The sequence below is a fragment of the Amycolatopsis sp. Hca4 genome, assembly GCF_013364075.1.
GTDB lineage: Bacteria > Actinomycetota > Actinomycetes > Mycobacteriales > Pseudonocardiaceae > Amycolatopsis.
Map to the genome: position 1 here is coordinate 10,639,815 of NZ_CP054925.1, position 24,701 is coordinate 10,664,515.

Consider the following 24,701-nt stretch of genomic DNA (forward strand, 5'->3'; position numbering starts at 1 on the left):
GTGCCGCAACGCGTCGCATGGACGGACGCACCCCTGCGACTGTCCGAGCGGCCCGCTCGCCGGAGCCGATCGTCCACGGGCACCTCCCCTCGGATGCCCGCCGGCCATCGGGGGTGCCACCGCACGCGCCGATCGCTCCGGCGTTCCGTCGACCGTCTAAGCCGGATCCTCTGTCTGCGCTCATCCTTGCAGTTCAAGGCCTGCATGCGGGGATCCGTCGGTGTCCCAGACTCGCTTGGCGACAAGCAGGTAAGCACATCAGGCCTGCCCCGTCGGTCCCGCTGCTGTGATCATATCCCCACGGTCTGGCTCTCCTGGTCATCTTACCTCGTGTCGACAGTCATCCGCCCATTTCTATTTTCTTCAAATTTCCACTCGTCCATTTCCTTTGTTGTGGCTGTCGTCTACTGCTTGACGTCTGCGACCTGCGCAAACGGTTCGACGAAACGCTTCGAATTCTTTTGGCTGAGCACCGGAATTCGTCACCCGAATGGGGTGCGGAAAAGTATTGTGCGTCCGGCCTTGTCGAGTTACGTTTGTTGTGTCGCCCGGGAAATCCGGAAATCACATTCAAGGGCCGCAACGAATCGTTCTGATTCGCCGAACCGCCCGCGTCACGCACTGGGAAAGGAATACCTGCGATGACCACGTCCACCCCGCCCGTCACGGCACATGCCACCGGGCCGACCACCCCGGCGGGTGGGACGGCGACCCGGCTCCGCAACGGCGAACTCCGCGCGATGGTCGCCAAAGTCCTGGCCGATGACCCCGCAACCACCCACACCCCGGGCGGCATCGCGCACATCCTGAACCGCTCATCCGGTGCGGTCGGCAACGCCTGCAAAGCGCTGGCCGACAGGGGAGAAGCCGAACTCGCCACCAACGCGCCACTGGGCTACCGGGCCACCGCGACAACGGCGGCCGCCGCCGCATCCGCCATCACCCCGGCCCCGCCATGCACACCCCGCCGCAAGCCACCCGCGACGGCACCCGCCGCAACCTCGCCCACGCCCGCCCCGTCCGATACAGGCAGCACCACCACCAGCCGACCGGCGCGGAAGGTCACCGGCCCGGTGAAACGCCCGAACGGGACGGACTACCACCCCCGACTCCTGTCCGGCATGCCCGACGTGACCGCCCTGGCGCGGCTGCGCGACGCGGGGGTCGCCGCCCTCTTGTACGGGCCACCCGGAACCGGGAAAACCTCGGTGGTCGAGGCGGCGTTCAACGACTGCCTCACCGTGCAGGGCGACGGCGACACCGTGGTCGCCGACCTCGTGGGCGACTACACCAAAACCCCCGACGGCGACTTCGTGTTCGTCCACGGCCCGCTGGTCCGCGCGATGCGCGCCGGGGTGCCGCTGTTCATCGACGACGCGACCCTGATCCCGCCGACCGTGCTCGCCGTGGTCTACCCCGCGATGGACGGACGCCGCGAAATCATCGTCAAGGCCAACGGCGGCGAAGTCGTCAAGGCCGAGCCGGGGTTCTACGTCGTCGCCGGGCACAACCCCGGCGTGCACGGCGCCATCCTCACCGACGCGCTGTCCTCCCGGTTCTCCGTGCACATCCAGGTCTCCAGCGACTACGCCCTCGCCGAACAGCTCGGGGTCGACAAGAAGGCCGTGCGGGTGGCACGCAACCTCGCGACCCGGCAGGAAAAAGGCGAGATCGGGTGGGCCCCGCAGCTACGCGAGCTGCTGGCGTTCAAGAAGCTCGCCGACGCGTGGGACCTCGACGCCGCCGCCGGAAACCTGGTCGGGATCGCACCGGAAGAGGACCGCGTCACCGTCGCCGCCGTGGTGCGCGACGTCTTCGGCAAGACCGTCACCCCGCTCGCCCTCGGCGCTCGCATCACCACCAAACCCTGAACCCGCCCCGCGTACCCGTCGCGAAAGGACCCGCGCCATGAGCGCCCACTTCACCGCCGACCCGACCGCCACCGGTGCCGCCGTGTTCCCCGCCCGTCCGGAATGGCTGACCCTGTCCGCCGCGTTCGCCGACGAGGTTCCCGTGATCGCCGACCGCGACGACCTCGTTGTCAGCGTCGCCCCCGGCGCGGGCGGCGGGGCACCCGCCTGCTTTTACCCGCACCGCGCGCTGATCGAAGTCGACGGCGACCACCTCGGCGTAGACCCCGCGACCGTGGATCCCGCCAACCTGTCCGACCGGGCCCGCTACGCCCCGGCATGGGGTGCCCTCACCCACGAGTGCGGACACGCCAAACACACCGCGTGGGAACCGCCGGACGGCGCCCCGCCCGCCGTGGTCGCCGCCGCGATGCTGCTGGAAGAGCCCCGGATGGAAGCGGCGCACATCCGCCGCCGCCCGGACGACCGGCACTGGCTCCGGGCGTGCGTCAAGGGCATCGTCGCCACCGACCTGCACCTATACGCCGACCCCGCGACGGCCCCGAAGATGACTCCGGCCGACGCCGCGCACACCGCTGCCCTTGTGCTGGGACGGGCCGACGGCGGCGTACTGAGCCACGCCGAGGTCTACCCCGTGGCCCGGGTCGTCGAGGGCGTGCTCGGCGAGGAGGTCCTCGGCAAGCTGCGAGCGGTGTGGCGGCAGGCGCTGCTGACTGCCGATGACGCGGGTGAGGAGATGCTCGACCTCGGGCGGCGGTGGTGCGAGATCCTCGGCACCGACACCGCGAGTTCGGACTCGACCTCGCCGCCGGCCTCGCCCGGGACCTCGGACCCGTCGGACGACTCGCCCGGCCCCGGCGCACCTGCCACCCCGTCACCGCTTGCGGATGCCATCGCCGCCGTGCTGGGCAGCGTTGCGGCGAACGTCGCGGGCGAGAAGGCGCCCGAGGACCCGGCTGCCGTCGCCGCTGCCGCGAAGGAATGCGAAGACGCCGCCGAGAGGACAGCCGCACGGGTGGCGCGGAGGGTGTTCAGCACCGGCGGTTCCCCCGACGGAGACATCCTGACGGCGGGCACTCGGCCGCCCACGCCGGAGGAGCACACCGCTGCGCGAGTGCTCGCGCGGGCTCTGGACACCGCGGGAACCCGGGAACGGGTGGCCGTGCGCTCCACCTCGCAGGTGCCGCCGGGACGATTGCGGATGCGCGGGGTGCGTGCCGCTGAAGCCCAGCACGCCGCCGGGGCCGTGGTGACGGCCGAGCCGTTCACCCGGACCATCCGCAAGCCGGTCCCCGTACCGCCGCTGCGGGTCGGGATCGCGTGTGACGTGTCCGGCTCGATGGGCTGGGCGCGCGCTCACGTGGCTTCGGCTGCCTGGATCCTGGCCAACGCCGCTCGCCACACTCGCGTGCCCGCCGACACCGCGAGCGTGATCTTCGGGCGCCACGTGCGCCCGCTGACCCATCCGGGCAAGCCGCCCGTCGAGGTCACCGAATTTTGCTCCCGCGACAACTACGAGGACATTCCCCGAGCGCTGGACGCCCTCGACGGCGCGCTGGGCCTGTCCCGCCCCGGCGCGGCCCGGCTCGTGGTCATCGTGTCCGACGGCGAATACCGTGCGACACCCCGCCGCAACGGGCAGAAGAAGCTTGACCGCCTGCGCTCGTCCGGGTGCGCGGTGCTGTGGCTGACCATCAGCGCCACCGACACCCCGCTCGCCGGGGCCACCGTGCACGTTCTGACCGACCCCACCATGGCCGCCCGCGCCATCGGCCACGCGGCTACCACCGCGCTCCGTGCGGCCGCTCGCCGGTAGGCGCGTCGGGCGCGGCACCTCTGTATCTCCATACCCCCGAACAACAACGGAAAGGTGAACCGACATGGCTACCCGCGACGAGCGAATCATCGGCGCAGTACTCGATTTGACCTCCGAGCTGTCCGGGTCGTGGGGCCTGGCGACCTACGTGCGCACCTACGGCTACATGACCAGCTTGTACGGCTGCATGGTGCTGATCGGCCCAGCAGGCGATGCCCTTCGCATCGATCCGGTGAGGAACCGGCGGCCGTGGGCATACACCATCGAACCCGTCTTGCCGGACGACGAGGACGAATTCACGACCGGGTGGGTCGAGCCTGCCGGATACGTCCACCACCCTCGTCTGAAGTACCCGCCGGGCTGGTTCATGCCCAGGGATTACCGCCCGCGCCCGCTGATCGTGGAGACTCGCACGCCGATCAAGGAAGTCGCCCACCGCCTCGAAGAGGACGTACTTCCCTCATACCGCCTCTGGGCCGACCGTATCCGGGAACGCAACGCCCGACGCCGTGAGCGACTGGCGCAGGAACGCGCAGCCGCGCTCGACCTGGCGCAAGAGTTCGGCGGTCCAGTGCGTCTCGTGCCCGGCCCGCCGAGTGTCACCTCGTGTCGACTCGACGACGGGCAATCGCGCATCCAGCTGGACACTCGCTCGCCGTACGTGGAGATGTCGTTCTTCGTCCTTTGTGACCGCGCTGCCGTGATCGCGCCGGAGTTGGCTCGGCTGCTGGGATTCGTTTCGACCACAACGAACTGAAAGTACTTCGACGGAACAGCGCAAGCCCACACTAGAAGTGAAGGAGATCATGATGAATGCCTCGATGACCGAACGCGATGAAGCCACCGGCGCTACCGCCACCAGTTACCACCACACCCGCGTCGTCGAGTTCGCCGGACGCACGCTCCGAGCGCGCGTCGAGCGCGACTACTACATCAACCAGAGCTTCGCTGTCGCGGAGGTGCTCAGCGACCAGATGACGTGGACAAGCCTCGCCGCCGACGCTCCCAGCAACTGGTGGCACGACACACCGCGACCGAGCGCGGACGTCCACGCTGCCACCGCTCTCGGCCCGCTGACCGAGCGTCTTCTTCGTAGGGCCGCCGAAATCCTCGCCACACCGCCGACCACTCAAACCATCTCACCCCATGTCCACGGCGCGATCAGCGCGCTGCTGGCCACGACTTACTGCTTCGATGGCGAGAGGCGCATCGACCCGGACGACATCATGTGGGCCTACCGCCACGGCGGCGCACTGCACATCCTCGAGCACCCTGACGGCAGCGTCACGTTCACCAAGGCCCACCGAGACGACTGTCCGTTCATCGCCACCGCTGGCGAGCACGACTGCGACGACAAGTGCGTCTTTCCGCATCCGGCTGATGTGAGCCAGCAGGCGACACAGTGACCTCATTGCCGGGGTACAGATCCAACAGGGGCGAATCGCCGCGACGGCGATCCGCCCCTGTTGAATGTGTCGCGGTCAGCTGGAAGTGAAGCGCTTCGGCGCCTCGCACGTTTTCGTTGCCAGGCCGTTGGTGACCAGCTTCTCCAAGGCGTTGTTCACTGCGCCACTGGACCGGACCAGCTCCGCACCGATCTTGGCGGGTCCGAACTCCTCACCGGGATGTGCCTTCAGGAATGCCAGCACCATGTCGTACAGCGCGCCCTTGGGCAACCGTTCCTTCTTCGGCGCGTCAGCCGTTGCGGCTCCTGACGGTGCAGCGAGGCGGGCAGTGTCGACGGCGGGTTCGTGTGCGGGCAAAGGAGTGTCCTCGCCCGCATTGGTTTCGGCGGCCTCGTCGTTCCGGTCCTCGTCGGGCAACGTCCACGTGACAGGGACGGACTGATCCTTGCCGGTGGTTCGAGTGACCATTCCGTCGGCGGCCCAGCGGGAGAGGATCTTCGTGGCCGTGGAGCGTCCGACCCCGGCCCCTTCGGCCAACTGCGCAGCCGTCGCACCAGGATTGGCTTCCAAGGCACGGCGTACTTTCGACTCGGCGGTTTCGGGCTGGGCTTTCGTGGAGGTGTTCTTGGTTTCGGGCATGGCAAGCTCCGTTTCGGGAGAAGCGGTGGATGGTCATGCCCCGGCCGGGGCGTTCGCCCGCCGGTGCGCATCCGGTGGTTTCGGGCTTACACGTCTATGGACGCTCCGTACGTCGCTCCATGTCAAGCGTTCGTCCACACAAGACACATGTATCGCCCGGAAGTGCCTGCCCGATGCGGTGTCAGTGCTGGGTCGTCGGCCTGGTTGCGCCGACGTAGTCGTCACCAGGGTGACGGTACGGTTCCACTTTCACGGCCTGCCCGAAGTCAGGGGCGTCGATCATGTTGCCGCCGCCGATGTACAGCCCGACGTGGTGGACGCGCCCGGCGGTTGCGTAGAAGACGAGGTCGCCGGGCAGGAGCGACGCGCCGGCGGGTACGCGCGGTCCGGCGGCGTACTGCTCGCGCGAGGTCCGCGGCAACGAGACGCCGGCCGCGCCGTAGGCGGCTCGGGTCAGGCCACTGCAGTCGAAGCCGGCGTCGCCGCCCTCGGGGCCGTTGCCGCCCCAGACGTAGGGCAGGCCGCGTTGCCCGCAGGCGTAGTTGATGGCGGTGAGCGCGGCGGGCGTCGGTGCGGTGATGTTCGAGCAGTCACCGCCGGAGTTCTCGCAGCTCACTCCGGCGACCGCGGCGACGATCGCTTCGGCGGTCTGCTGGTGACGTCCGTAGGCGGCGGGGGTGCCGGAGTGCTGGACGGCTTGTGCGGCGTCGTTGAGGCTCATCTGCTGCCAGCCGGGCACCGCTTGGAGGTGCCGGTAGAACTGGGTCGCGGCGTAGGTGGGGTTCATGAGCTGCTCGGGTGTGCCCCAGCCTTGGGAGGGGCGTTGCTGGAAGAGGCCGAGGCTGTCGCGGTCGCCGTGGTCGAGGTTGCGCAGCGTGGATTCCTGGATGGCGACCGCGACCGCGATGACCCAGCCGGGCGGGGGCACTTGGAGCTGCTCGCCGACTGCGGTGATGGTCTGCGCGTTGGCGAGCTGGTCAGGCCCGTACCCAGGTACTTCGCCGGCATCGGACTCGCTGGTTGTGCAGCTCATGCCGCCGAGGCCGGCGAGCGAGGTGACGACGGCTTGCGGCACCGCGCCGAGCAGAAACGGAACCATCGCGAGCACTGCAGCGACGCCGACTGCGATCTTCGTACCCATGGCTGCCGACACCTCCTTTCGACCGGTCAGAGACCGGGATGACCAGCTCGGCGGGAACTCGCGCAAGGCGGCATGGGCCATGGCGGCGGCAGCCGGTAGGCCGTGGCCTGGCTGGCTGCACGGTCGGAAGGTTCGTCGAGGTCGGAGGTGGCGGGAGGCGGTAGGGACGGCCAGGCGTTTGCCAGCTCGCCGAGTTCGTGTCGCGGCGATCTCGGCTTCGGTGTCCTCACGCTGAGCGGGAGCCAGACGTCGTCGGCGGGACTCGGGCACACGGCGCCTGGGTCGAGGAGGTCGGCGGCGGCGGTGGCCACGGGGACGCCGGTTGGCTGTTCGAGGTCGGCGTGGAGGCGGGCGAGCGCGGTGCGGGCGCCGGCCTCGCGGCGGCTGGTCGGCAGCCAGAAGAGCACCGGAGTGGCGATGCCGGTGGAGTCGGCGAGCCGGGCGTAGGCGAGCAGCTTGCGGGCGATCTTGGCGAGTGACTCGCTGCCGGTGTCGTACTCGAGGAAGAATTCGAGCTCGCCGGCTGCGCTCCGCCAGCGGCCGTAGGCGTCGGGAATGACGAGGTCGCCGAAGTGACGGGCACAGCGGGCCTCCGACCACCATGCGGTGACTTCGTGATGGTCCCGGCGTCCGCGTGCGATGAGAGAGGTGAAGAAGTCGCCGACGCCGACGGTGTGGGCGAGGCGCTGGTTGTGGGCGATGGCCATCGCACGGTCGTGGCGGTAGCCGAGGTCTTTGACGTCGAGGCCGTGTTCGGCGGCCAGCACGGCGGCGCCGGCAGGTCCGAGCACGTAGTGCATGGGTGCCGAGCCGAGCTGGCGGAAGGGCTGGAAGCGGCTGACCGCGCGCCACAGGTACAGCTCGCGCAGGCGCTGCCGAGTGGAGCGAGCGGACGGGAATGCGGCGTCCTGGAGCTGGGCCGAGGTGAGGACGCGGTGCTCGTGGAGCATGCTCAGTAGCCACTTGTCCCGCGGGGTGAGCCGCGTGGCGAGCGCGGCTTGGTGTTCTATGGAGCTGGCGGCGCGTGGGGTGGTGCGGCCGGGGAGGTGTTGGCGCAACTGGTGCTGCCGGGTCGTGGTGGTGATCACCGTGAACCTCCGTGCTGGGCGCGGCGCGGATCGGCCTTGCGACCGTGGGGTGCCGGGTGTTTGCCGTCGCGCCTTGTGCGGTTCGGGGGAGCCGTCCTGCCATTGGGTGTCGATTGCCGGCGGATGGCGGCGCGGATCTCTTTGGCGCGGCCGGGGACGGCGGGGCGCATCGGGGTGGTGGTCATGGTGAACGGCTCGGTCTCGGCGCCGTGGGCGACGAGCCGGGCGGCGACGTGGTAGACGCCGAGGTGGGCGAGGTCGTGTTCGGTCAGCCGTGGCGCGGTGTGGCGGGCGAGTTCGCGGGCGTCCTCGGGGGAGGCGTTGAAGAAGATCTTCGATCGGGCGTTGGTGGAGATGCCTTCCTTGAGCTCGCGGGGCAGTTGGCCGAGGTGCTGATGCGCGAGCGTCATCGCGAGCCGGAAGCCGCGGGCTTCGGCGAGCATGTCCTCGATCGGGTAGGGCAGGTTGAGGAAGTTGTGGCACTCGTCGATCACCAGCGACGCGTCGGGCCGCTCGCGCTGCGGTACGCGGGCCCGGCCGGTGGTGGCCTGCCAGGTCCGGGCCACGACGAGGGACCCGACGAGCCGGGTCGTCTCGTCGCCGAGCGAGCCTTTCGGGATGCGGACCAGGCAGATGCCGCCCTGGTCGAGAACGTGGTGCATGTCGACGGTGGACCGGCCGCCGGCGATGGCGTCTTTGACGAAGGGACGCAGCAGGAAGGCGCGGAGTTTGTTCATCAGCGGGGAGATGACCTGGCTGCGGCTGGAGTCGGTGAGCTCGTCGTACCACTCCCAGAACCCGGCCAGGACTGGGTCGGTGAGCCCGCTGGTGATCCGGGTTCGGAAGGCTTCGCTGGTCAGGAGCTTGGGGAGGTCGGCGAGGGTGGGCACGCCGTCTTGGGCGCGGAGGGTGAGGCAGGCGGCGCGCATGAGGTCGTCGGTGCGCGGTCCCCAGAACGCGGAGTAGACGCGGCGGAAGACGGAGACGAGGTTGTCGACCTCGCGGTCGGTCTCTCCACCTTCGAGCGGGTTGAGGCAGGGCGGGCGTTGCCGGGAGTCGGCGTCGAAGAGCACGACCCGGTCCGCGGCTTGCTTCGGGAGTCGGGAGAGGACGTCGGTGACGAGGTCGCCTTTGGGGTCGATGAGCACGACGCCGCGGCCGGTGTCGGCGTCGTCGAGGATCAGGTTGCCCAGCAGGGTCGACTTCCCGGAGCCGGTGGCGCCGAGGACGTGCAGGTGGTGGCGGGCGTCGGGGACGCGTAGCCCGATGGGGCGGGCGTGGCCGGTGTCGGCAGCGCCGAGCGGTTTGACCTCGGGGCCGGGGACGGCGATGCCCGGGGGCGGCGCGACGGCTTTCGCGCCGGCGCGCTCGATGCCGGGGATCTCGGCGTCGACCGGTAGGTGCGCGATCGCGGCCAGCTCGGGGACGGAGAGCAGGTCGCCGCGGTCGAGGCGCCGAGACGAGAGCGCCTGTATGGGGTGGCGGAGGCGGGTTCGGGTGTAGTGGTTGTGCTCGGTGTAGGCGGCGAAGCTGGCGGCCAGCGCATGGGCGCGGCCGCGTGCGGTCTCCCGAGCTCGCCGTACCTCAGTGTCGGTGGCGTTCGCCGGGAGATGGGTGGTGACGGCGTAGCGGACGAGGGTCTCGTACTGGGAGCCGCGCTGCTTGCCGACGATCGCCCGGTTCTGTGCGGAGTACTCCAGTGACAGCCGCGGGTCCTGGCTGATCCGGCGGGCATCTCGTGTTCGCCCAGGCCGGGTCGCAGCGCCACCGGGCGTGATCAGGTCGAGGATACGGCTGCCGAGCCGCCCGGACGCTCCGGCGTGCACCCGCCGGGCGGCCCGCCGAGCCCGGGCGAGTCGGCGACCGGTCGCTGGCCGGGCGAGGATCTGCACGGTGGCGTGCTCGTCGCGGCCGAGGCCGACCGGCGCGCCGAGCAGCCCGCGGATGGGGTCGGCGTCGAACCCGGTTCGGATCGGCAGCGCCTCGGAGCGAGCGAGTCTCAGCTGACCGCCTACCGCGATGATCCGCCGGTCTTCCGGCTCTGGCAGCGGTGCATCGGCGGGGACCGCGCGGGTGTGGGTGCCGGGCCACGCGGCTTCGATCGCGCGCTCGACCAGGCCCGGCGGGATCACGCCCGGGACCCACAGCCGCAAGGTGACGCCATGTTCGGAGAACCGGTACTCCCAGGCCAGATGCGGCTGACCGGTGAGCCAGCGTCGCCAGCTCGGCCGCAGCAGGCCGACCAGGTTGGACCACAGCAGGACGCCGCCGGCGGGATCGACGGTGGGTGGTGCGAGCACGGTGACGCACCGCGCGTCGGCGAGCCGCGCGGCGTGGCACCGACCTCGCCACCAACGCCGGCCGACAGCGTGGCCTGCGATGACAAAGGCCAACACCGGAAGGACGATCGGGCCCCAGCGCAACGCCGCATCGAAGACTTCCGCGACCAGCTGGTGCACCGCGCTCCACGGATCGGTCAGGTAGCCGCCGACCCACCCCGCACGCCAGCTCATGATTCGACCTTCGCGTCGGCCGGGCCGAGGTCAACGACGTCGTCCGAGGCGCTGTCGCCGAAGTCTCGAACGATCTCGGCGAGCTCGGCCGGGTCGGTGGTGACGAGGACGTTCTCCGTCGGCGACGCGAGGGCTTGGAAGGCGACCCATTCGGTGCCGGAGCCGAGCAGGCCTTGGCCGCGGTCGGCGGTGAGCAGGAATTGGCGCTGCCCTTCGGAGAGGTTGAAGGTGGCCGCGATCTGGTCGATTGCCTGTGGGGATTGGCGTAGCAGCACGCTGGTGGCGGCGTTGGCGACGATCGCGCGGCCGAGTTCGCTGCCCAGGACGTCGTCGATGTCCTGGGTGGCGATCGTGAGCCCGGCCCAGTGCTTGCGGAACGTTTTCGCCATCCGGTGCAGGAACTTCGCGCCCTCCGGGGACTGCATCAGCAGCCACGCTTCATCGACGACCACCAGCCGCCGGCGCCGGTCGGCGGGGTTGGAGACCCGTCTCCAGATCGCGTCGAGGGTGAGCAGCGTGCCGATCGCCTTGAGCTCGTCGGGGAGGTCCCTCAGGGAAAATACGACGAGGTGTCCATCCGGCGCGGTGGTGGTCGGTCCGGAGAAGAGGTCGGCGAAGGCGCCGTCGACGAACGGGTGCAGCCGAGCCGCGAGGTCCGCGGCTACGGCGTCGCCGCTGGCGGCGAGGACGTCGTGCAGGTCCCGCATCAAGGGAGCTGGCCGAATCCAGGTCCGCGGGTCGGTGGTGACGCCGGCGTTGGCGTAGGTCGTGGTGAGGGCGGTGTCGAGGACGGCGCGTTCGCCGGCGGTCAGCTCGGCGCCGAGGCACACCGCGAGCACGGTCTGCAGGAACAGCGCGCGCCGGGTCAGTGCGTCCTGCGGCGCGGTCCGGCGTCCGCTGGCGGTGGTGTGGATGGGCAAGTCGAAGGGGTTGAGCCGGACGCCACCGGCGCCGAGGTGAACGTAGGCGCCGCCGACCTGGGCGGCGAGGCGGGCGTATTCGTCTTCGGGATCGATGACGAACGCCTGGATGTCCCGATACAGGCTGCGCAGGGTCTCGAGCTTGACCAGATAGGACTTGCCCGAGCCGGACCGGCCGAGGACGACGGCGTTGTGGTTGTCGCAGGCGAACCGGTCCCAGTGCACCAGCCCTTGGGAGCCGACGTTGTAGCCGTACAGCACACCGCTGGGCGAGGTCGACGTCGGATCGGTCGCAGGCAGGTCGGGAGATGTGAAAGGAAACGCCGCGGACGCGGCAGCAGTGTCAAACGTCCTCTTCAGACCCAGTGAGTCCAGCCCCAGCGGCAACGTGGTGACCCAGCCTTGCAGCGACCGGTAGGTCGCTGGTTTGGCGTCGAGCAGCAGCGACGCGCACAGCGATCGCAGCGCCGACACCTCTTCGGCGAGAGCCTGCTCGTCTGGGGCGTGGATGGTGAGGTAGAGGCCGAACTTGAACAGTCGGCCTTCGCCGCGGGCGATCCGCCGCGAGAGGTCGGCGGCGTCGTCGGCGGCTGCGTCGAGGTCTGGGTCGTCGAGCTGGTCGTGCCGTGCGTGGTGGCGGCGAGAGGACTCCAGCCGGGCACGCTGCTTCTTCAGGCCGCTGGCCGCGGTGACTGGGTCGACGGGCTGGATGTGCACGGAGACGTCGATGCGGGCCGGGTAGGTGAGCAGTGGCGAGAGCCAGCCGGGGTAGACCTCCTGTGGGTAGCCGGTGATCCCGAACGAGGCGACCCATTCGTTGCCGACTTCGAGGTGGCGGCTGCCGATCGACAGCGCATCCGGCGTGAACGCCTCGGCCGCCGAGCTGCCGTGCTGGTTCCTGGGCATCGCGGTCACCGGCCTTCGAGTTCGTCGTCGTAGAGGTCGGTGCTCGAGACGGCGGTGACGATGTCGTCGGCGCCGGCGAGCATCGCGGAGGGCGGGAGGAAGGTGTCGGGGTTGCAGGCGGCGGCCAGCACTCCGGTCGCCGTCGCGGCGTCCAGCGCGGTGACGGCGATCCCGGCCGCGGTGAGCAGCTCGACCGCTTCGGTGAGGCGGCGGACGAGCCTCTGCTCGGCGGCCTGGCGCGCGGTGGAGTCGATCACGTCGGCTGCCGAGCTGCGTCGGAAGCGTCCCAGTGCCGAGGTGACGGCCGGCCGGGTGGGTTCGCGCAGGACGAGCAGGATCTGACGGCGCAGCAGGTCGGCGTGCTCGGCGAGCTGGGTGAGGTAGTCGGCGTGGTCGTGCGCTGCGGCTTCGAGCGCGGGGTGGGGGAGTCCGCCGGCGCGAGCGCGCAGCTCGGCGATCTGCGGGGCGAGGTCGAGCCGCTCGGCGCGGACGAGGAACTGCACGGGCGCGGTCAGCGAGTGCAGGTAGCGGGCGAACGAGCTGACGAGGGCTTCCTGCTCGGCGGGGGTGCGCAGCGAGAAGTTGACCGTCGAGCAGGCGGCGATCACCGCAAGCCCGTCCGGCCCCAAGTCCACGACACCCGCGGCCGACCCGCCGTCGACGCCGCGAGCGGGCAGCTCCAGTGGCGTCGGCGCCACGTCGTCTCGCGTGCGGCTGCCGGCGAGCCACTCCGGAGCTTCCTGAATGCCTTCGGGCGCCGATACCTGGTGGCGCGGGGTGAACCGCTGGCGGACCGCGGCCACCAGCAGACGGTCGAGGGGGACGCCATCACGGCGGCCGAGCGCGACGACCGTGACCGCGAGCGCGACCGGCGCCGCGAAGATCAGGAACACCGGGACTGGGATCACGTTGTGGGTCGCGTTGTAGGCGGCGTAGAGCAGCAGGCCGGTGACGCCGAGGATCGCGAGCTGTCGCGCGGTCAGCGGACCGAGCACCCGATCGGGTCGATCGACGTCGGCGGGAATGCGCACGGGATGGGACATGAGCTTCGCGACCTCACTTCGACTTCGGACGGCGCCGCCGTGGCGGCAGGCTCAGCGGCAACGGCAGCTGATCGCCCGCCGGGTTCCGCTTCGGCGCAGGCGGTGCGGGCGGTGTGGGTTTCGCCCGGCGGCGGAGGCCGAGCGGAAGGGGGTATTGCCCGGATGCGAGTGGCCGGTTGCCGCTGAAGGCGTCGGGGGCGGGGCGTCGGCGAGCGCGGGCCGCGCGGTTGATCTGCCCGGACGGCGTGATCAGCCCCGGCCCGGTCTGCGACACCCGGTCGGTTCGCGCGGGAGCGCCGAGTTCGTCGGCGAGGCTGCGCCGCGCCGGCCGCGGGGTCTGCGGCGGGAGGTGGATCGGCAGCATGCCCGGGCTCGGTGGGATCAACGCGTTCGCAGTGTTGCGGGTGGCCGGGCGTTGCGGTTGATCCGCCCGTCTGGCATGAGCAGACCCGGCTGGCGCGGCGGCCGGACAGGTGCCGGGTAGGCGAGGTCGTCGGCGAGGGTGCGCCGCAGCATCCGGTCGGGTTCGCGCCGGACCGTTATCGGCAACCCGAGCTGGTCTGCCGGCAGCGCGTTCGGCAGGTCTTTCAGCGGCAATGCGCGCGGGTTGGCGCGCAGAGCCGGTTTGCCGTCGTGGGTGTGCGAGCTGAACAACGACAGCTGGCCGGCGACCGGCGGCCCGTCGAGCGCACCGATGCGTGGCCGTTCGTCCCAGCGGCGGCGCGCGTTCCGGGGCGAGCTGGTGGTGCGACGCAGCCGCATGGGCAGCATGAACTGTCCCGACCGCGTCGCCGGAGGATCGGGTGGTGCGCTCGGCCTGTCGATGCGTGGGCGTCCCGATGCCCGAGCACCCGCGGCGCCGGCGAGCAGGCCCATCGTCTTATAGGCGATGACGCCGCGCGTGATCCGTCCGAGCAGGGAGGGACGGCCGGAGCGCAGCGGGGCGAGGAACCAGAACGGGATCTTGATCAGCACGTACATCAGCGCGATGCACAGCAGCAGGTTCATCAGCGATGAGAGCGACGGGCCGAAGATGGTGAACCCGCCGGGGGCGAAGAACACCCGTACGGTGACTACGAGCGTCAACGACTGGCCGACCTGGATGAGCAGCACGCCGCCGCTGCCTTTCCACCAGAGGTAGGCGATGCCTTCGGTGTGGGGGAGGGCGTGGAACATGAGCGTGATGGGGGCGGCGGCGATCAGCAGGATCGTCACCATCACCCGCACGACGAACACGACCAGCAGGATCAGGAGCATCGCGACCAGGGCCAGCCCGAGGATGCCGAGGAAGATGCCGCCGCCGTGCAGGGAGCCCTGCACCATCGTGATCAAGCTGCGCGTCATCTGGCCCTGGTCGACGCCCTCGCCGAGCACCGCGGCTGACAGGGCGTTGGCGACCTGGATGCCCTTGGTCATGAGGAACAGCGAGAGCGTCCCGGCGAGAAAGCCCACGACGAGCCGCGGGGCGAGTTCCTTGATGGTGTAGCGGGCGTGCAGTGTCTGGTAGCCCATGATGATCAGCCCGGCCAGCAGCACGAGGATCACGTAGGCGGTGAGCAGGATGTGCCACGACCCGGTCCACATGGCGCCGAGGCCGGGCAGTTGATCCGGCTCGGGCGTGGTGAGCAGTGTCTTGCCGAGCAGGTCGAGTAACGGGTTCATCCCGGCGGCGACGACTGCGGCGAGCAGCGCGCTGGCGGCGGCGACCATGCAGCCGGTGAGGTCGGTCAGGCCGCATTCCGCGGCGTCGCCGCCAGAGTCGCCTGGCCCCTGGGTCGGCGGCGGTGTGCCGGGCGCGAGTGTGGACGGCTGCGGGATGCAGTTCGGCCCCTGACACGGCGTGGTGGTGCAGCCGGGATCGAGCGATCCGGGAAAGCATGACGGCGGAGTGGGCAGCGCGGTGATCGGCGGTGGGGGAGTCGCCGGAATCGACGGGGGCGAGCTGGTGCTCGGAAGGCGGCAGGCCGGTTCCGCAGAATCTGGCTGGCATCCCGGGTTCGGTGGTAGCGGCAACGGTGGCTGTGCTGGAGCAGGCTGGACCGCGGCTGCCGGTCGCGGCCCGGCGGTTGCTGCACTGGAAGCGATGCCGGCAAGCACGGCCGTGAGCAGCGCTGCCAGGGCGGCGACCCAGAGCGTGCGGTGGCGACGCCACCGGAGTGGACTGCCGGGCGCGAGCAGGTGGCGAGGTGTAGGGGCGGGCATCGGTTACACCCCGCCGACGATCGTCTTGAGGATTTCGACGACCAGTGGTGCGAGGGCGGCGAGGCCGAATCCGATCCCGGCGGCTTTGAACGCGCCTTTTGCCTTTTCGATTTCGCCCGGATCGCCGGAGGCGAGGAGATAGCGGAGCCCGCCGATGGTCAGGAAGACGAGCGCGACGCCGGCGAGGATGCCCATGATCCAGGAGCGGATGTTCGACAGGACCTGGTCGACGGACTGGGCGAGGGCGACGTACTGCACGGTCTCCGCGTGCGCTGCAGAGCCGCCGAGCATCACTGCAGAGGCCGCCAGCATGCAGCCGAGCACCACGGCCGGGCGACGCCCCGATCGGGCTCGAGAGATCAGAGCTTTCGGCACAGAACCGGGGCGGCGCCAGCCCGTCGTGTGGTGGTTCGACGGCCGGCTGGCCGGCGCGGTGTGCGAGATCAGTCGCATGAGGACGCCTCCTGAACGGCGCCCGGTTCCGAGGTGGACCGGGATGGGCGAGGGCGGGCGAACACTCGCGTCCCGCGCTCACCAACTCCGGATTTCGCCGGCCGGGGAGACACCGGTCGCCGCGTCTTCTCCGGCGCCTCGGCGAAATTGCGCCGCCTCTGTCGGCGCGTTCCCGAGTCGCTCTTGCTGGAGGGGCTGAGGTAATCGGCCAGCTTGCGTTCAGCGCGGTGCCGGGCCTGCTGAGTCGCCTTGTACGTCTGGCCCCGGGCTTGCGCCGCCTCGGCCAGCGACAATTCGCCGAACCTGGTGTCGCCGATGAGCGCGGCGTCGGTGGCGGTCAGGACACCGGCGTCGACGGCGGCGAGCAGAACGAAATCGGGGTGTCCGTCGGCGTGCTCCGGCCCGGGTGCGCGAGTGCCGAGGTCGGCGACCGGAGCTGCGGCGTCGAGCGCCTCGCGCAGGGCGCGGTGGCCGGCGCGGTAGGCGGCCCAGCGCAGCCGGACGAGGATGGCCGGTCGGGTGAGGTCGACGTCGACCAGGGCTTCGAGGAAGCCGGTCAGGACCGCGGCGTGGATGTCGTGGACCTCGCCGCGGAACCGGTTGGTCAGCTTGGCCGCGACCGGCAGCAGCACCGGCAGGGCCAGCCCGACGCAGGCGACCGTCCACGTGCCGCCTTCGGTCCGCGACCGCGTTACGAGTGCTGTCCACACCGCGTCCCGGGTCTGCTGTGGACATCCTTTCGCGACAGTCAGCCGGACGACTTCGTCCAGCGATACCAGCCTCGGCGGTAGTCCGCGGACTTGGCGGCCGTCGAGGGCGACAGGGTGCGGTCCGGTGACCAGCCAGGCGAACGCGGCGCGCGCGGTGTCGAACACGCCGCGCGGATGCACGGTCGGACTGGCGGGGGCGTTCGGTGATGAGGGGTGGTCCATGACGACACTCCTGAGCGAGCGGAAGGTGACGTCGTCAGGAAGCCCGCCGGGGCGCCTCAAAACCGCTTCAAGCCCAGGTCAGAGGCGTGACAAAGCCGCTTCAGAGCCGTTTCGTGCCTGCAAGATCGGCCTCGAAATAGCAGAAGCATTCCGTCGGCAGAACAGGTCGGAATTCGCCACGGCGATGCGGCCAGGCGGCGCACGGATTCGACGTGACGATGTCTCTTGCCGACCTCGACGACGGAGTTAGGCGGCGACCGCGCAGAAGCTGCCGAATGAGTCGGTGGCCCGCCTCCGGAGGTTCAGCTCGTGACTCGACGCCCACCGTCGTCGGCCCCCCGGCCGTCCAACCGAGACGACTCGACCCGCCCACAACGCACTCGATCCGTCAACGGCATCCCGTACCCGGGCGCACCCGATCCCCGCCGCCCGAGCACGCGCACCCGCCGCTCCCCGAAGCGACCGGCCGGCACCCACGAGCCGGCACCGATTCCCCCGACGGTCTGGACGGCCGGATGCGACCCCATCGACCCGGCAGCCGCCTGGCCGGTGCCGATCATCGAAACCATCACGACCAGCTTCTCGGCACCCGGCGCGCGAGTCCTGCTCGCGCCATGGCCTGCCATCAAAGAGGCGGCCTGCCGCACAGCTGTTGCCGCTGAACTAGATGCTGCGCTCGACGCTGTGCACGCGCTTGGCCGCCACCCAGCGATCACCAAGCTCGAACCGCGGACCGCGGAGCGGCTGGCTATGAGCGACGAGCCAGCGTCGGCCTCGGCGGTTTTCGACGAGCGAGTCGACTTGGTCATCACGTCGCTGCCGCCGGAACGCGGAGCGGACAGGTCGACGGAAGCGGCGGCAATCGCAGCAGCTCAGGTGCTCGCGTTCGGCGGCATTTTCGCGGTCTACACCCACAGCGACTGGTCGAGCGGCGGGCTGACCGATCCGTCCGGTCCGATGATCACGGCCGCGCAGAACGCCGACCTACTCTATCTCCAGCACATCGTCACCCTCCACGTCCCCATCCGGAACGGCTGCCTGCAGCCACCCACCGCGACAGACCGAACCGACCTGGCACTCGGAAGTCGAGAACTCACCCCGCGGATGACGCACGCGCGAGCGCACGGCGACGTCCTCGTCTTCGCCCAGGCCCACGCCGACAACGCGCAACCGAAAGACCTCCGATGACCAGCCGACCGAAAGGCGCGGGCACCGCCATGACCACCACGCCGCCGACCACGACGTCCTCCTCGGCCGACGAGCCGACCATGCCGCTGTCCCGCGCGTTCATCGACGCCCTCGACACCACCCCGCCCGCCGACGCCCGGACCGATTTCGGTGAGCTGCCGGTCTCGGTGTGGGCGACGGCGCAGACCTCGCCGGCCGCGCAACGCAAGGGCCGGTACGTGCCGGAGTCGACCGCGCATCCGGCCAAGATGCTGCCTGCCGTCGCCGCGCATGCCATCGAGCACTACACGAAGCCGGGCGAGGTGGTGCTGGACCCGATGTGCGGGATCGGAACCACGCTGATCGAGGCGATCGACCTCGGCCGCCGCGCCGTCGGCATCGAGTACGAGCCGCACTGGGCCGACATCGCCCGCGCGAACCTCGGCGTCGCGCGCAAGCGTGGTTACGACCACGACGGCCGAATCGTCCGCGGCGACGCCCGCCAGCTTGAGGCTCTCCTGCCCGGCGAGTACGCCGGCCAGGTCGCGCTGGTCGTCACCTCGCCGCCGTACGGGCCGTCGGTGCACGGCCTGGTCAGCACGAACCGGGAGTCCGGCGTCGACAAGGTCAGCAAGCGCCACTACCGCTACGGCAGCGCCCTCGACCGCGGCAATCTCGCCAACATCGGCCACCACCGCCTGCTGGCCGGCTTCACCCGCATCCTCGCCGCGTGCGCCCGTGTCCTGCGCCCGGCCGGCCACGTCGCGATCACCGTCCGGCCGTGGCGTGAGCACGCCGAGCTGATCGACCTCCCGTCGCAGGTCATCGCCTGCGGCGTCGCGGCCGGACTGGTGCCGGTCGAGCGGTGCGTCGCCCTGCTCGCCCGCGCCGCGGACACCGAGCTGGTTTCCCGCGGCAGCTTCTTCCAGCGCGATTTCATCCGCAAACAGCGCGAGGCCGGCCTTCCGCTGCACCTGATCGCGCACGAAGACGTCATTATCTTCCGGGCCGAGGGCGAACACACGAACCGGCGTATCGCGGTGCATGACGAGTACGGGGCGATCGGACCGGGGCATTGGGTCGCGTGACCGGCGGGTCGAACGGGGGCTCCTCGGGCGGAAACCGTCACTGCGCACGACGGCTGACTATTCGGGGCCCGGCAGATAAGTCGTACCGTCTGTGCCTACGCCGGGCAGTCTGACTGCCGACGAGGCAGCAGGTCCACGTCATGATGTCGGCGGCGAGGGTGCGCCCTCGCCGCCGACATGGCAGCGTCCCCTGAGAAGCTGGCTTGAGCCTGCTCGAACGCGGTGACGACCTCCGAGGACAGGGCGTCCCCGTTCCGAGACTTCGTAGCCGTTGGCGTTCGCCCACGAGCGGATCTGCTGGTTGCGTTCGCGATCGGTCGCGCTGATCGTGGTCGATTGGCCGGTGGCGACGCGAACTTTGCGACTACCGGTGCGGCGGTCGGCCGCGATGTACCGCGCGAGTACCCCGGAAGCCCGGCAAGCCGCGCAGCTCCTCCTGCTCATCCCGTCGGATTCCGCGGCCAGGCTTGAGGGGAGCTGGTCACCCGTCCCGTGGCGGGAGCCGGGAACGGCTTCCGCCACGGGCTCATTTCCGGAGGTCGATGACGACTTTCCCGGTTACCCCGGCCTCGACGGCCTGGTGGGCCTCGGCGATTCGCGAGAGGCTGTAGGAGTGGATCGGCAGTGAGGTCAGGGCGCCGCGCGCTGCCGCGGCCGTGACCTCCTGCGCGGCTTGAACGACCGCGTTGCGGGGGGCGCGGTAGATCAGCAGGAAGCGGATCGTGACGAGGGAAGTCAGGCTCGGCAGCAGCGGTAGTTCGAGGGTGGGGCGGTCCACCGAGTACGCGACGATGCGCGCGCCGGTCGCGCACACGGCCCTGTTGAGCTCCCAGTTCGCGGCGGGTGCCACCTCCACGACCCGATCGATACCGTCACTGAAGGCACGGATTTCGGCGACCGCGTCCTGGCTGCGGTAGTCGACGACGAGGTCAGCGCCGGCTTGCGAAGCGAGTTCGGCTTTCGCGGGGCCGCTCACCGTGGTCGCCACGCGGGCCCCGGCCCACTTGGCGAGTTCGACCGCGAAATGGCCCACCGCTCCTGCGCCGCCGGCCACGAGTACGTCGGTGCCCTGGAGCGGCCCGTCCGGGAACAGGCACTGGTGCGCAGTCAGCGCGGGGACCCCGAGCGACGCGCCCAGCTCGTCGGGCACATGGTCCGGAAGCGGGACCGCCTGTTCCTGCGGGACGACGCAGAATTCGGCCGCCGTGCCCCACGAAGAGGACAACGCTGCCATCCACAGCCACACCCGCTGCCCCACCCGCTCGGCCGGCACCCCGGGACCGACGGCGTCGATCCGCCCCACTCCGTCCATGTGCGGCACCTGGAACCCGTCGATCCGGCTCGGTGTCTGCCCGTCACGTCGCTTGACGTCGCTGGGGTTGATCCCGGACAAGGAGATCTGCACGCGCACCTCGCCGTGTCCGGGATCGGGCCGAGCGAGATCGAGGACCCGGAGGACGTCGCCGGCCTTGCCGGTCCGGGTGTAGAGAGCGGCACGCATGTGAACCATGGTGCTCAGGGTGACGGAATCGACCTGGGACAGTGCCCGTCAAATGACCGGAGCGGTGACGGTCGCCGGCAGGCACCGGGCCGGAAGCCGTGTTCGGCCACCGGCCCGGCGGACGTCGGTCAGCTGCCCGGGGTCACCGGTGTTTTCGACACTCCCTTGCCGCCGGTGGCGGTGTTGGACGCGCCGATCACGTTCGGGGACTTCTGGGAGATACAGCTGCTCTGGTTGGTCGAGTTGATGCCGTATCCCTGTGAATTGGTCAGGGTGAAGTTGTTGCCCGTGAAGGTGTTGCCACAGCCGGTTTTGGCCCAGACGTTGTGTGTCTGGAAGCCGTCGAGGTAGGGGTTGGTCACCTTGTTGCCGGTGATCCGGTAGCCGTCACCCTTGACGTCGATGGTGGAGTCGCCCGAGTTCTGGTTCCTCTCGCCCGTTCCGTCGAGGGTGTTGCCCGAGATGATGCCGTCGTGGGTGCCTTCCTTGATGTCGATGCCTTCGGCCGCGACGCCGGGGCCGATCTTGTTGTCCAGGACCTGGACGTAGTTGCTCGCGTCGGGCGCGGTGCCGCCGCCGGTTCCGTAGCATTCCCAGTTGCTGTTGGCCGAGCCGAGGTAGATGCCTTCGCCGTAGCCGGGCTGCTCTTTGCCGGTGTTGTAGACCGCCGAGTTCTTGATGACGCCGTAGGCGCTGCTCTTGCGGAAGTGCACGCCTTCGTAGCCGATGTCGTGGACGGTGACGCCGTCGATGGTGACGTGGGAGGCGCCGTCGAGGACGATGCCCTTCTTCGAGTCCTTGACGGTGAAGCCCTTGAGGTTCCAGTAGCTCGCGCCCTGCAGCCACAGGCCGTAGCCGGTTTGCCCGGAGGGGCAGTCGGTGTCGCCGGGGTTGAACAGCGGGTCGTGCAGGACGGCCTTCGCGCTGCCGGTGAGGGTGATCGGCGCGGACGCGGTGCCGGGCTTGGTCGCCACGAACGCGCCGCTGTAGTCGCCGTCGGCCAGCACGATCGTGTCACCCGCCTTCGCCGCGGACAGCGCCGAGGTGAGCTGCGCGGCCGTCGAGACGGTGATCGTGGTGGCCGCGGGGTGCATGAGCTGCCCGGCCAGGGACAGCGCCGTGAGGAGCTTGATCATCGGGGTGTCCTTTCAGCTGATGTTCTTCAGGAACAGAGATTTCGCGGTGCTGGTCTTCGTGTCGTCGACGCCGTGGCCGTGGCTGTAGTCGCGTTGTTCGTTGTGGGCCCAGTCGGTGATCGGCTTGCCGGCGGCGTCGAGGTGGTGGAACGCCGTGCCGTCCCAGCCGAACTGGTAGATCTTCGTGTGGTCGGCGTAGTACGGCGTGTAGGCCGCGTTCGCGGTGATCTGCTTGGTCATGGTGTTGTTGAAGAAGACGTTGCGGGGGCCGGACGAGCCGGACCACTTGACCGCCTTCTGCCCGGTCGACCAGTAGATCGGGAACCAGCTCGAGTCGTCCGGGGCATCACCGCCTTCGTCGCCGCAGTGCGCGGTGCAGTTGCCCGAGCGGTGGGCGTAGGAGACCTTGTTCGTGTTGTTCTCGAACAGGTTGTTGCGTTCGTAGCCGCCGTGGATGTTGAAGTCGGAGTCGATGTCGTTGCCGATCACGACGTTGCCCGACGCCGACCACTGGAAGGTGAAGTGGCGCAGGTCGCGAGTGGTGTTGCCGGCGTAGAGCGAGTCCCACACGCGGGAGCCGCGGAAGTAGCCGTTACCGCCCTTGCCCTTGTTCCACGAGCCGTCCAGCTCGTTGTCGACGATCTGGAGGTTCTTGGCTTCCTCGGTGACGATCGGGTGCGAGCCGGTCATGCTCGCGTGGATGCCGCGGACCCAGGAGTTGGCTGCCCACTTGAAGACGATGCCGTGCATGGCCAGGCTCGGCGCGAGGTTGCCGTAGTTGTCCTTGGCCTGTTCCGGCGTCACGCCGGGCGGTGGCGCCTGGGTGAAGGAGAAGTCCTCGAACCCGACGCCGACGATCGGGTCCACGATCGGCGAGGCCTTCGACGCGTACGTCGTCCCGTCGATGGGAGTGGAACCATCCGAAGTGGAGTCGACGGGAACGTCGTACTCGAGCGGCTTGTCGATCGACACCGTGTGGTTCTTGGTGTCGATCGCGGTGATGGTGAACCACTGCTGCCGCATGTGCAGGTTCTGCAGCGGCCACGTCGTGGGCACGGCGTTCATCGACTGGTAGAACTTCATGGTGTTCGCGGCCCGGATGTTGATGAAGCCGCCGACCTTCATGTTCGAAGTCTTGCCGCTGGTGGCGAGGTAGACGGTCTTGTCGCCGGTGCGGGCCGCGAACCCCTTGTCACCCGGCTTCTCCCGCAGCTTCGCGCCCGCTTTCCAGTGCGCGTTGATCGTGCCTTCGAAGATGTCCTTGCGGTTGGCGGGAGCGGACTGGTACTCGCCGGCGTAGCCGGGGTCGACGCCGCGGGACTGGACGCGGAAGAGGCCGCGGCCCGGCCACAGCCAGCCGCCCGAGCCGTCCTCGTAGGTCATCTCGTGCTGGTCCCACTGGTCGCCGTCGGGGGTGACGACGTCGTATTCGGTGTTCTTGTCGGGCTGGTAGACGAACTTCGTCTTGTCTGTGCCCGCGCCGCGCAGGATCAGGTAGTTCGCGTCGACGTGGATTTCGCGGCTGACGTTCAGCGTGCCGGCCGGCAGTGTGATCAGGCTCAGCTTGGTGTAGCTCGCCGAGGGCGAGCACGACGAGTGGATCTTGTCGATGGCCGCCTGGATGCCGGTGGTGTCGTCGACACCGTCGTCGGGCTTTACCTGGTAGGCGGTGGCGAGCTGAGCCGCGGTGATCCGGCAGCCCGCGCTCGGGTTCACCGCGCCGGCGCCGGGCAGGTCCTGTCCGCCGCGGAAACCGGCCTTGCTCCAGTCGTAGAGGCCCGGCACCGGCGCCGCGCGGTTGCCGGCCGAGGTGTCGATAGTGGTCAGCGCGCCCGGGCCGGGCGAGGCGGTGGCGGACCCCGATGGCCCGGCGACGCCGATGGTGGCGCAGACGAGCACCGCGATGGTCGCGGCTGTTTTGTGGCGTGACAAAGAGACCTCCGGAAGATGAGGAACGCGGGCCACCCCACGGTGGCCAGTGCTGCCCGGATGATGGGCAAGGAACGGGCTGAGACGTCAGCGTCTGCTGGATTTCCTGCCCGCGACGAGTGCGGGGGCGAAGGCCGGTCTGCTCAAAGCTCCTCCATGGCTTGCTGGTTCACACCAGGACTGCGTGAAGGCGGCGGTGAGGGAAACGCTACAGTCCGCGCCCACATTAGTAAAGTTACTTTCCAAACTAAGGGTCGTGGAAACCGTCACGGGGCCAGTCATTTGACGGGCGCTAGGCGCTGCGGGCTCGGTGAGAATCGCGGCATGTCCGTCGTGAGCTCGCCGACTTCATCCACGCCGGAAACGGTGCACGGGCCTGACCTCGGGCTGTCGTGGCCCTGGCGTGTCGGATTGTCGCTGACCGCCGTGGGTGCGCTGGTCCTGATCGCGATGGACGTCTTTCCACCCACGACGCCGTGGAACCCGCTGCGCGACACCATGAGTCAAGCGCAGTGGGGCGCGGGGAAGTGGGTGTTCCGGCTGGCCGTCGCCGGGGTCGCGCTGGGATCAGCGGCCGCGCTGACGGCGACGGCGTTCGGACACGGTTGCCGCCTCGGGTGGGCCGTCGCCGTGCCGGCCGGGATCTGGCTCGCCGGGCTGGCGGTGGTCACCGCGACGGTGCCGCACGTCCCCGGGACACCGCACCGCGTGGCCGGATCCGTGCACGAAGCCGCGACAGTCATCGCTTTCGCGGCACTACCGGTCGCACTCATACTACTCGGCCGGCAGCTCACGAGGTCGTCGCCGAGGCGCGGGCGGCTCGCCCAGGCGTCGGTGATCGCCGCTTACTCGGTCTTGGGGGTGATGCTGGGGTGGTGACTGATCGCCTTTGCCGCGGGGGTTCCGTGGGATCGGTCCGCTCCGGTCGGGCTGCTGGAGCGGCTCCTCGC

General features: G+C 69.8%; 20 protein-coding genes and 1 pseudogene. 7 read left to right on the forward strand and 14 right to left on the reverse strand.

What is annotated here, in order from left to right; translation table 11 throughout:
- Positions 1–641 precede the first annotated feature (641 nt).
- The 4 genes from HUT10_RS48260 to HUT10_RS48275 all read left to right on the forward strand — a co-directional run bounded on the left by HUT10_RS48260 (position 642) and on the right by HUT10_RS48275 (position 5,093).
- On the forward strand, positions 642–1,871 hold the full coding sequence (locus tag HUT10_RS48260; RefSeq protein ID WP_176177340.1) for an AAA family ATPase: 1,230 nt from the start codon (positions 642–644) through the stop codon (positions 1,869–1,871).
- Between the two features lie 37 nt (positions 1,872–1,908).
- Positions 1,909–3,687: a VWA domain-containing protein gene (locus HUT10_RS48265; protein WP_176177341.1), complete on the forward strand. Its 1,779-nt coding sequence runs from the start codon at positions 1,909–1,911 to the stop codon at positions 3,685–3,687.
- Positions 3,688–3,751: 64 nt separating this feature from the next.
- Complete coding sequence (locus tag HUT10_RS48270) at positions 3,752–4,444, forward strand: hypothetical protein (protein WP_176177342.1); 693 nt, start codon at positions 3,752–3,754, stop codon at positions 4,442–4,444.
- A 37-nt stretch (positions 4,445–4,481) separates the two neighbouring features.
- Positions 4,482–5,093 (forward strand): hypothetical protein, encoded by a 612-nt coding sequence (locus HUT10_RS48275; RefSeq protein ID WP_254897383.1) that lies wholly within the window; start codon positions 4,482–4,484, stop codon positions 5,091–5,093.
- A gap of 75 nt (positions 5,094–5,168) precedes the next feature.
- Here HUT10_RS48275 and HUT10_RS48280 read toward each other — a convergent pair whose 3' ends face one another.
- From HUT10_RS48280 to HUT10_RS48320, 10 genes are all read right to left on the reverse strand, one after another.
- Positions 5,169–5,732 carry a helix-turn-helix domain-containing protein gene (locus HUT10_RS48280; protein WP_176177343.1) on the reverse strand — a complete coding sequence of 188 codons (564 nt, stop codon included), beginning with the start codon at positions 5,730–5,732 and terminating at the stop codon, positions 5,169–5,171.
- 181 nt (positions 5,733–5,913) lie between these two features.
- Positions 5,914–6,873: a C40 family peptidase gene (locus HUT10_RS48285; protein WP_176177344.1), complete on the reverse strand. Its 960-nt coding sequence runs from the start codon at positions 6,871–6,873 to the stop codon at positions 5,914–5,916.
- Between the two features lie 26 nt (positions 6,874–6,899).
- Positions 6,900–7,961, reverse strand: a complete 1,062-nt coding sequence (locus tag HUT10_RS48290; protein ID WP_176177345.1) for a replication-relaxation family protein — start codon at positions 7,959–7,961, stop codon at positions 6,900–6,902.
- On the reverse strand, positions 7,958–10,474 hold the full coding sequence (locus tag HUT10_RS48295; RefSeq protein WP_176177346.1) for a DUF87 domain-containing protein: 2,517 nt from the start codon (positions 10,472–10,474) through the stop codon (positions 7,958–7,960). Before HUT10_RS48295 ends, HUT10_RS48290 begins: the two co-directional genes overlap by 4 nt.
- Complete coding sequence (locus tag HUT10_RS48300; protein WP_176177347.1) at positions 10,471–12,300, reverse strand: VirB4 family type IV secretion system protein; 1,830 nt, start codon at positions 12,298–12,300, stop codon at positions 10,471–10,473. Before HUT10_RS48300 ends, HUT10_RS48295 begins: the two co-directional genes overlap by 4 nt.
- A gap of 5 nt (positions 12,301–12,305) precedes the next feature.
- Positions 12,306–13,343 carry a PrgI family protein gene (locus HUT10_RS48305; protein ID WP_176177348.1) on the reverse strand — a complete coding sequence of 346 codons (1,038 nt, stop codon included), beginning with the start codon at positions 13,341–13,343 and terminating at the stop codon, positions 12,306–12,308.
- 13 nt (positions 13,344–13,356) lie between these two features.
- A complete protein-coding gene (locus HUT10_RS51665; protein ID WP_254897384.1) occupies positions 13,357–13,707 on the reverse strand; it encodes a hypothetical protein in 351 nt (116 codons plus the stop codon).
- A 17-nt stretch (positions 13,708–13,724) separates the two neighbouring features.
- Entirely contained in the window at positions 13,725–15,053 is a 1,329-nt protein-coding gene (locus tag HUT10_RS48310) for a hypothetical protein (RefSeq protein ID WP_254897385.1), read from the reverse strand.
- A 495-nt stretch (positions 15,054–15,548) separates the two neighbouring features.
- A complete protein-coding gene (locus HUT10_RS48315) occupies positions 15,549–15,857 on the reverse strand; it encodes a pilin (RefSeq protein WP_176178410.1) in 309 nt (102 codons plus the stop codon).
- A 131-nt stretch (positions 15,858–15,988) separates the two neighbouring features.
- The gene (locus HUT10_RS48320; RefSeq protein ID WP_176177349.1) at positions 15,989–16,873 is read right to left on the reverse strand and encodes a sigma-70 family RNA polymerase sigma factor; all 885 of its coding nucleotides are present in this window, start codon (positions 16,871–16,873) and stop codon (positions 15,989–15,991) included.
- 606 nt (positions 16,874–17,479) lie between these two features.
- On the opposite strand from HUT10_RS48320, the gene HUT10_RS48325 reads away from it, so the two are divergent.
- Together HUT10_RS48325 and HUT10_RS48330 are read left to right on the forward strand one after the other, a co-directional pair.
- Positions 17,480–18,118 (forward strand): hypothetical protein, encoded by a 639-nt coding sequence (locus tag HUT10_RS48325; protein ID WP_176177350.1) that lies wholly within the window; start codon positions 17,480–17,482, stop codon positions 18,116–18,118.
- Positions 18,115–19,185, forward strand: coding sequence for a TRM11 family methyltransferase (locus tag HUT10_RS48330; protein ID WP_176177351.1), 1,071 nt, complete (start codon positions 18,115–18,117; stop codon positions 19,183–19,185). Before HUT10_RS48325 ends, HUT10_RS48330 begins: the two co-directional genes overlap by 4 nt.
- 95 nt (positions 19,186–19,280) lie before the next feature.
- Here the strand turns inward: HUT10_RS48330 and HUT10_RS48335 are convergent.
- The 4 genes and pseudogenes from HUT10_RS48335 to HUT10_RS50245 all read right to left on the reverse strand — a co-directional run bounded on the left by HUT10_RS48335 (position 19,281) and on the right by HUT10_RS50245 (position 23,754).
- A pseudogene (locus HUT10_RS48335) lies at positions 19,281–19,629 on the reverse strand (histone-like nucleoid-structuring protein Lsr2).
- 82 nt (positions 19,630–19,711) lie between these two features.
- Entirely contained in the window at positions 19,712–20,686 is a 975-nt protein-coding gene (locus HUT10_RS48340; protein WP_176177352.1) for an NADPH:quinone reductase, read from the reverse strand.
- A 128-nt stretch (positions 20,687–20,814) separates the two neighbouring features.
- Complete coding sequence (locus HUT10_RS50240; RefSeq protein WP_217709724.1) at positions 20,815–21,822, reverse strand: right-handed parallel beta-helix repeat-containing protein; 1,008 nt, start codon at positions 21,820–21,822, stop codon at positions 20,815–20,817.
- Positions 21,823–21,834: 12 nt separating this feature from the next.
- Positions 21,835–23,754 (reverse strand): hypothetical protein, encoded by a 1,920-nt coding sequence (locus HUT10_RS50245; RefSeq protein ID WP_254897386.1) that lies wholly within the window; start codon positions 23,752–23,754, stop codon positions 21,835–21,837.
- A gap of 321 nt (positions 23,755–24,075) precedes the next feature.
- Between HUT10_RS50245 and HUT10_RS48350 the strand changes: the two genes are divergently transcribed.
- On the forward strand, positions 24,076–24,630 hold the full coding sequence (locus HUT10_RS48350; protein ID WP_176177353.1) for a DUF998 domain-containing protein: 555 nt from the start codon (positions 24,076–24,078) through the stop codon (positions 24,628–24,630).
- Positions 24,631–24,701 lie beyond the last annotated feature (71 nt).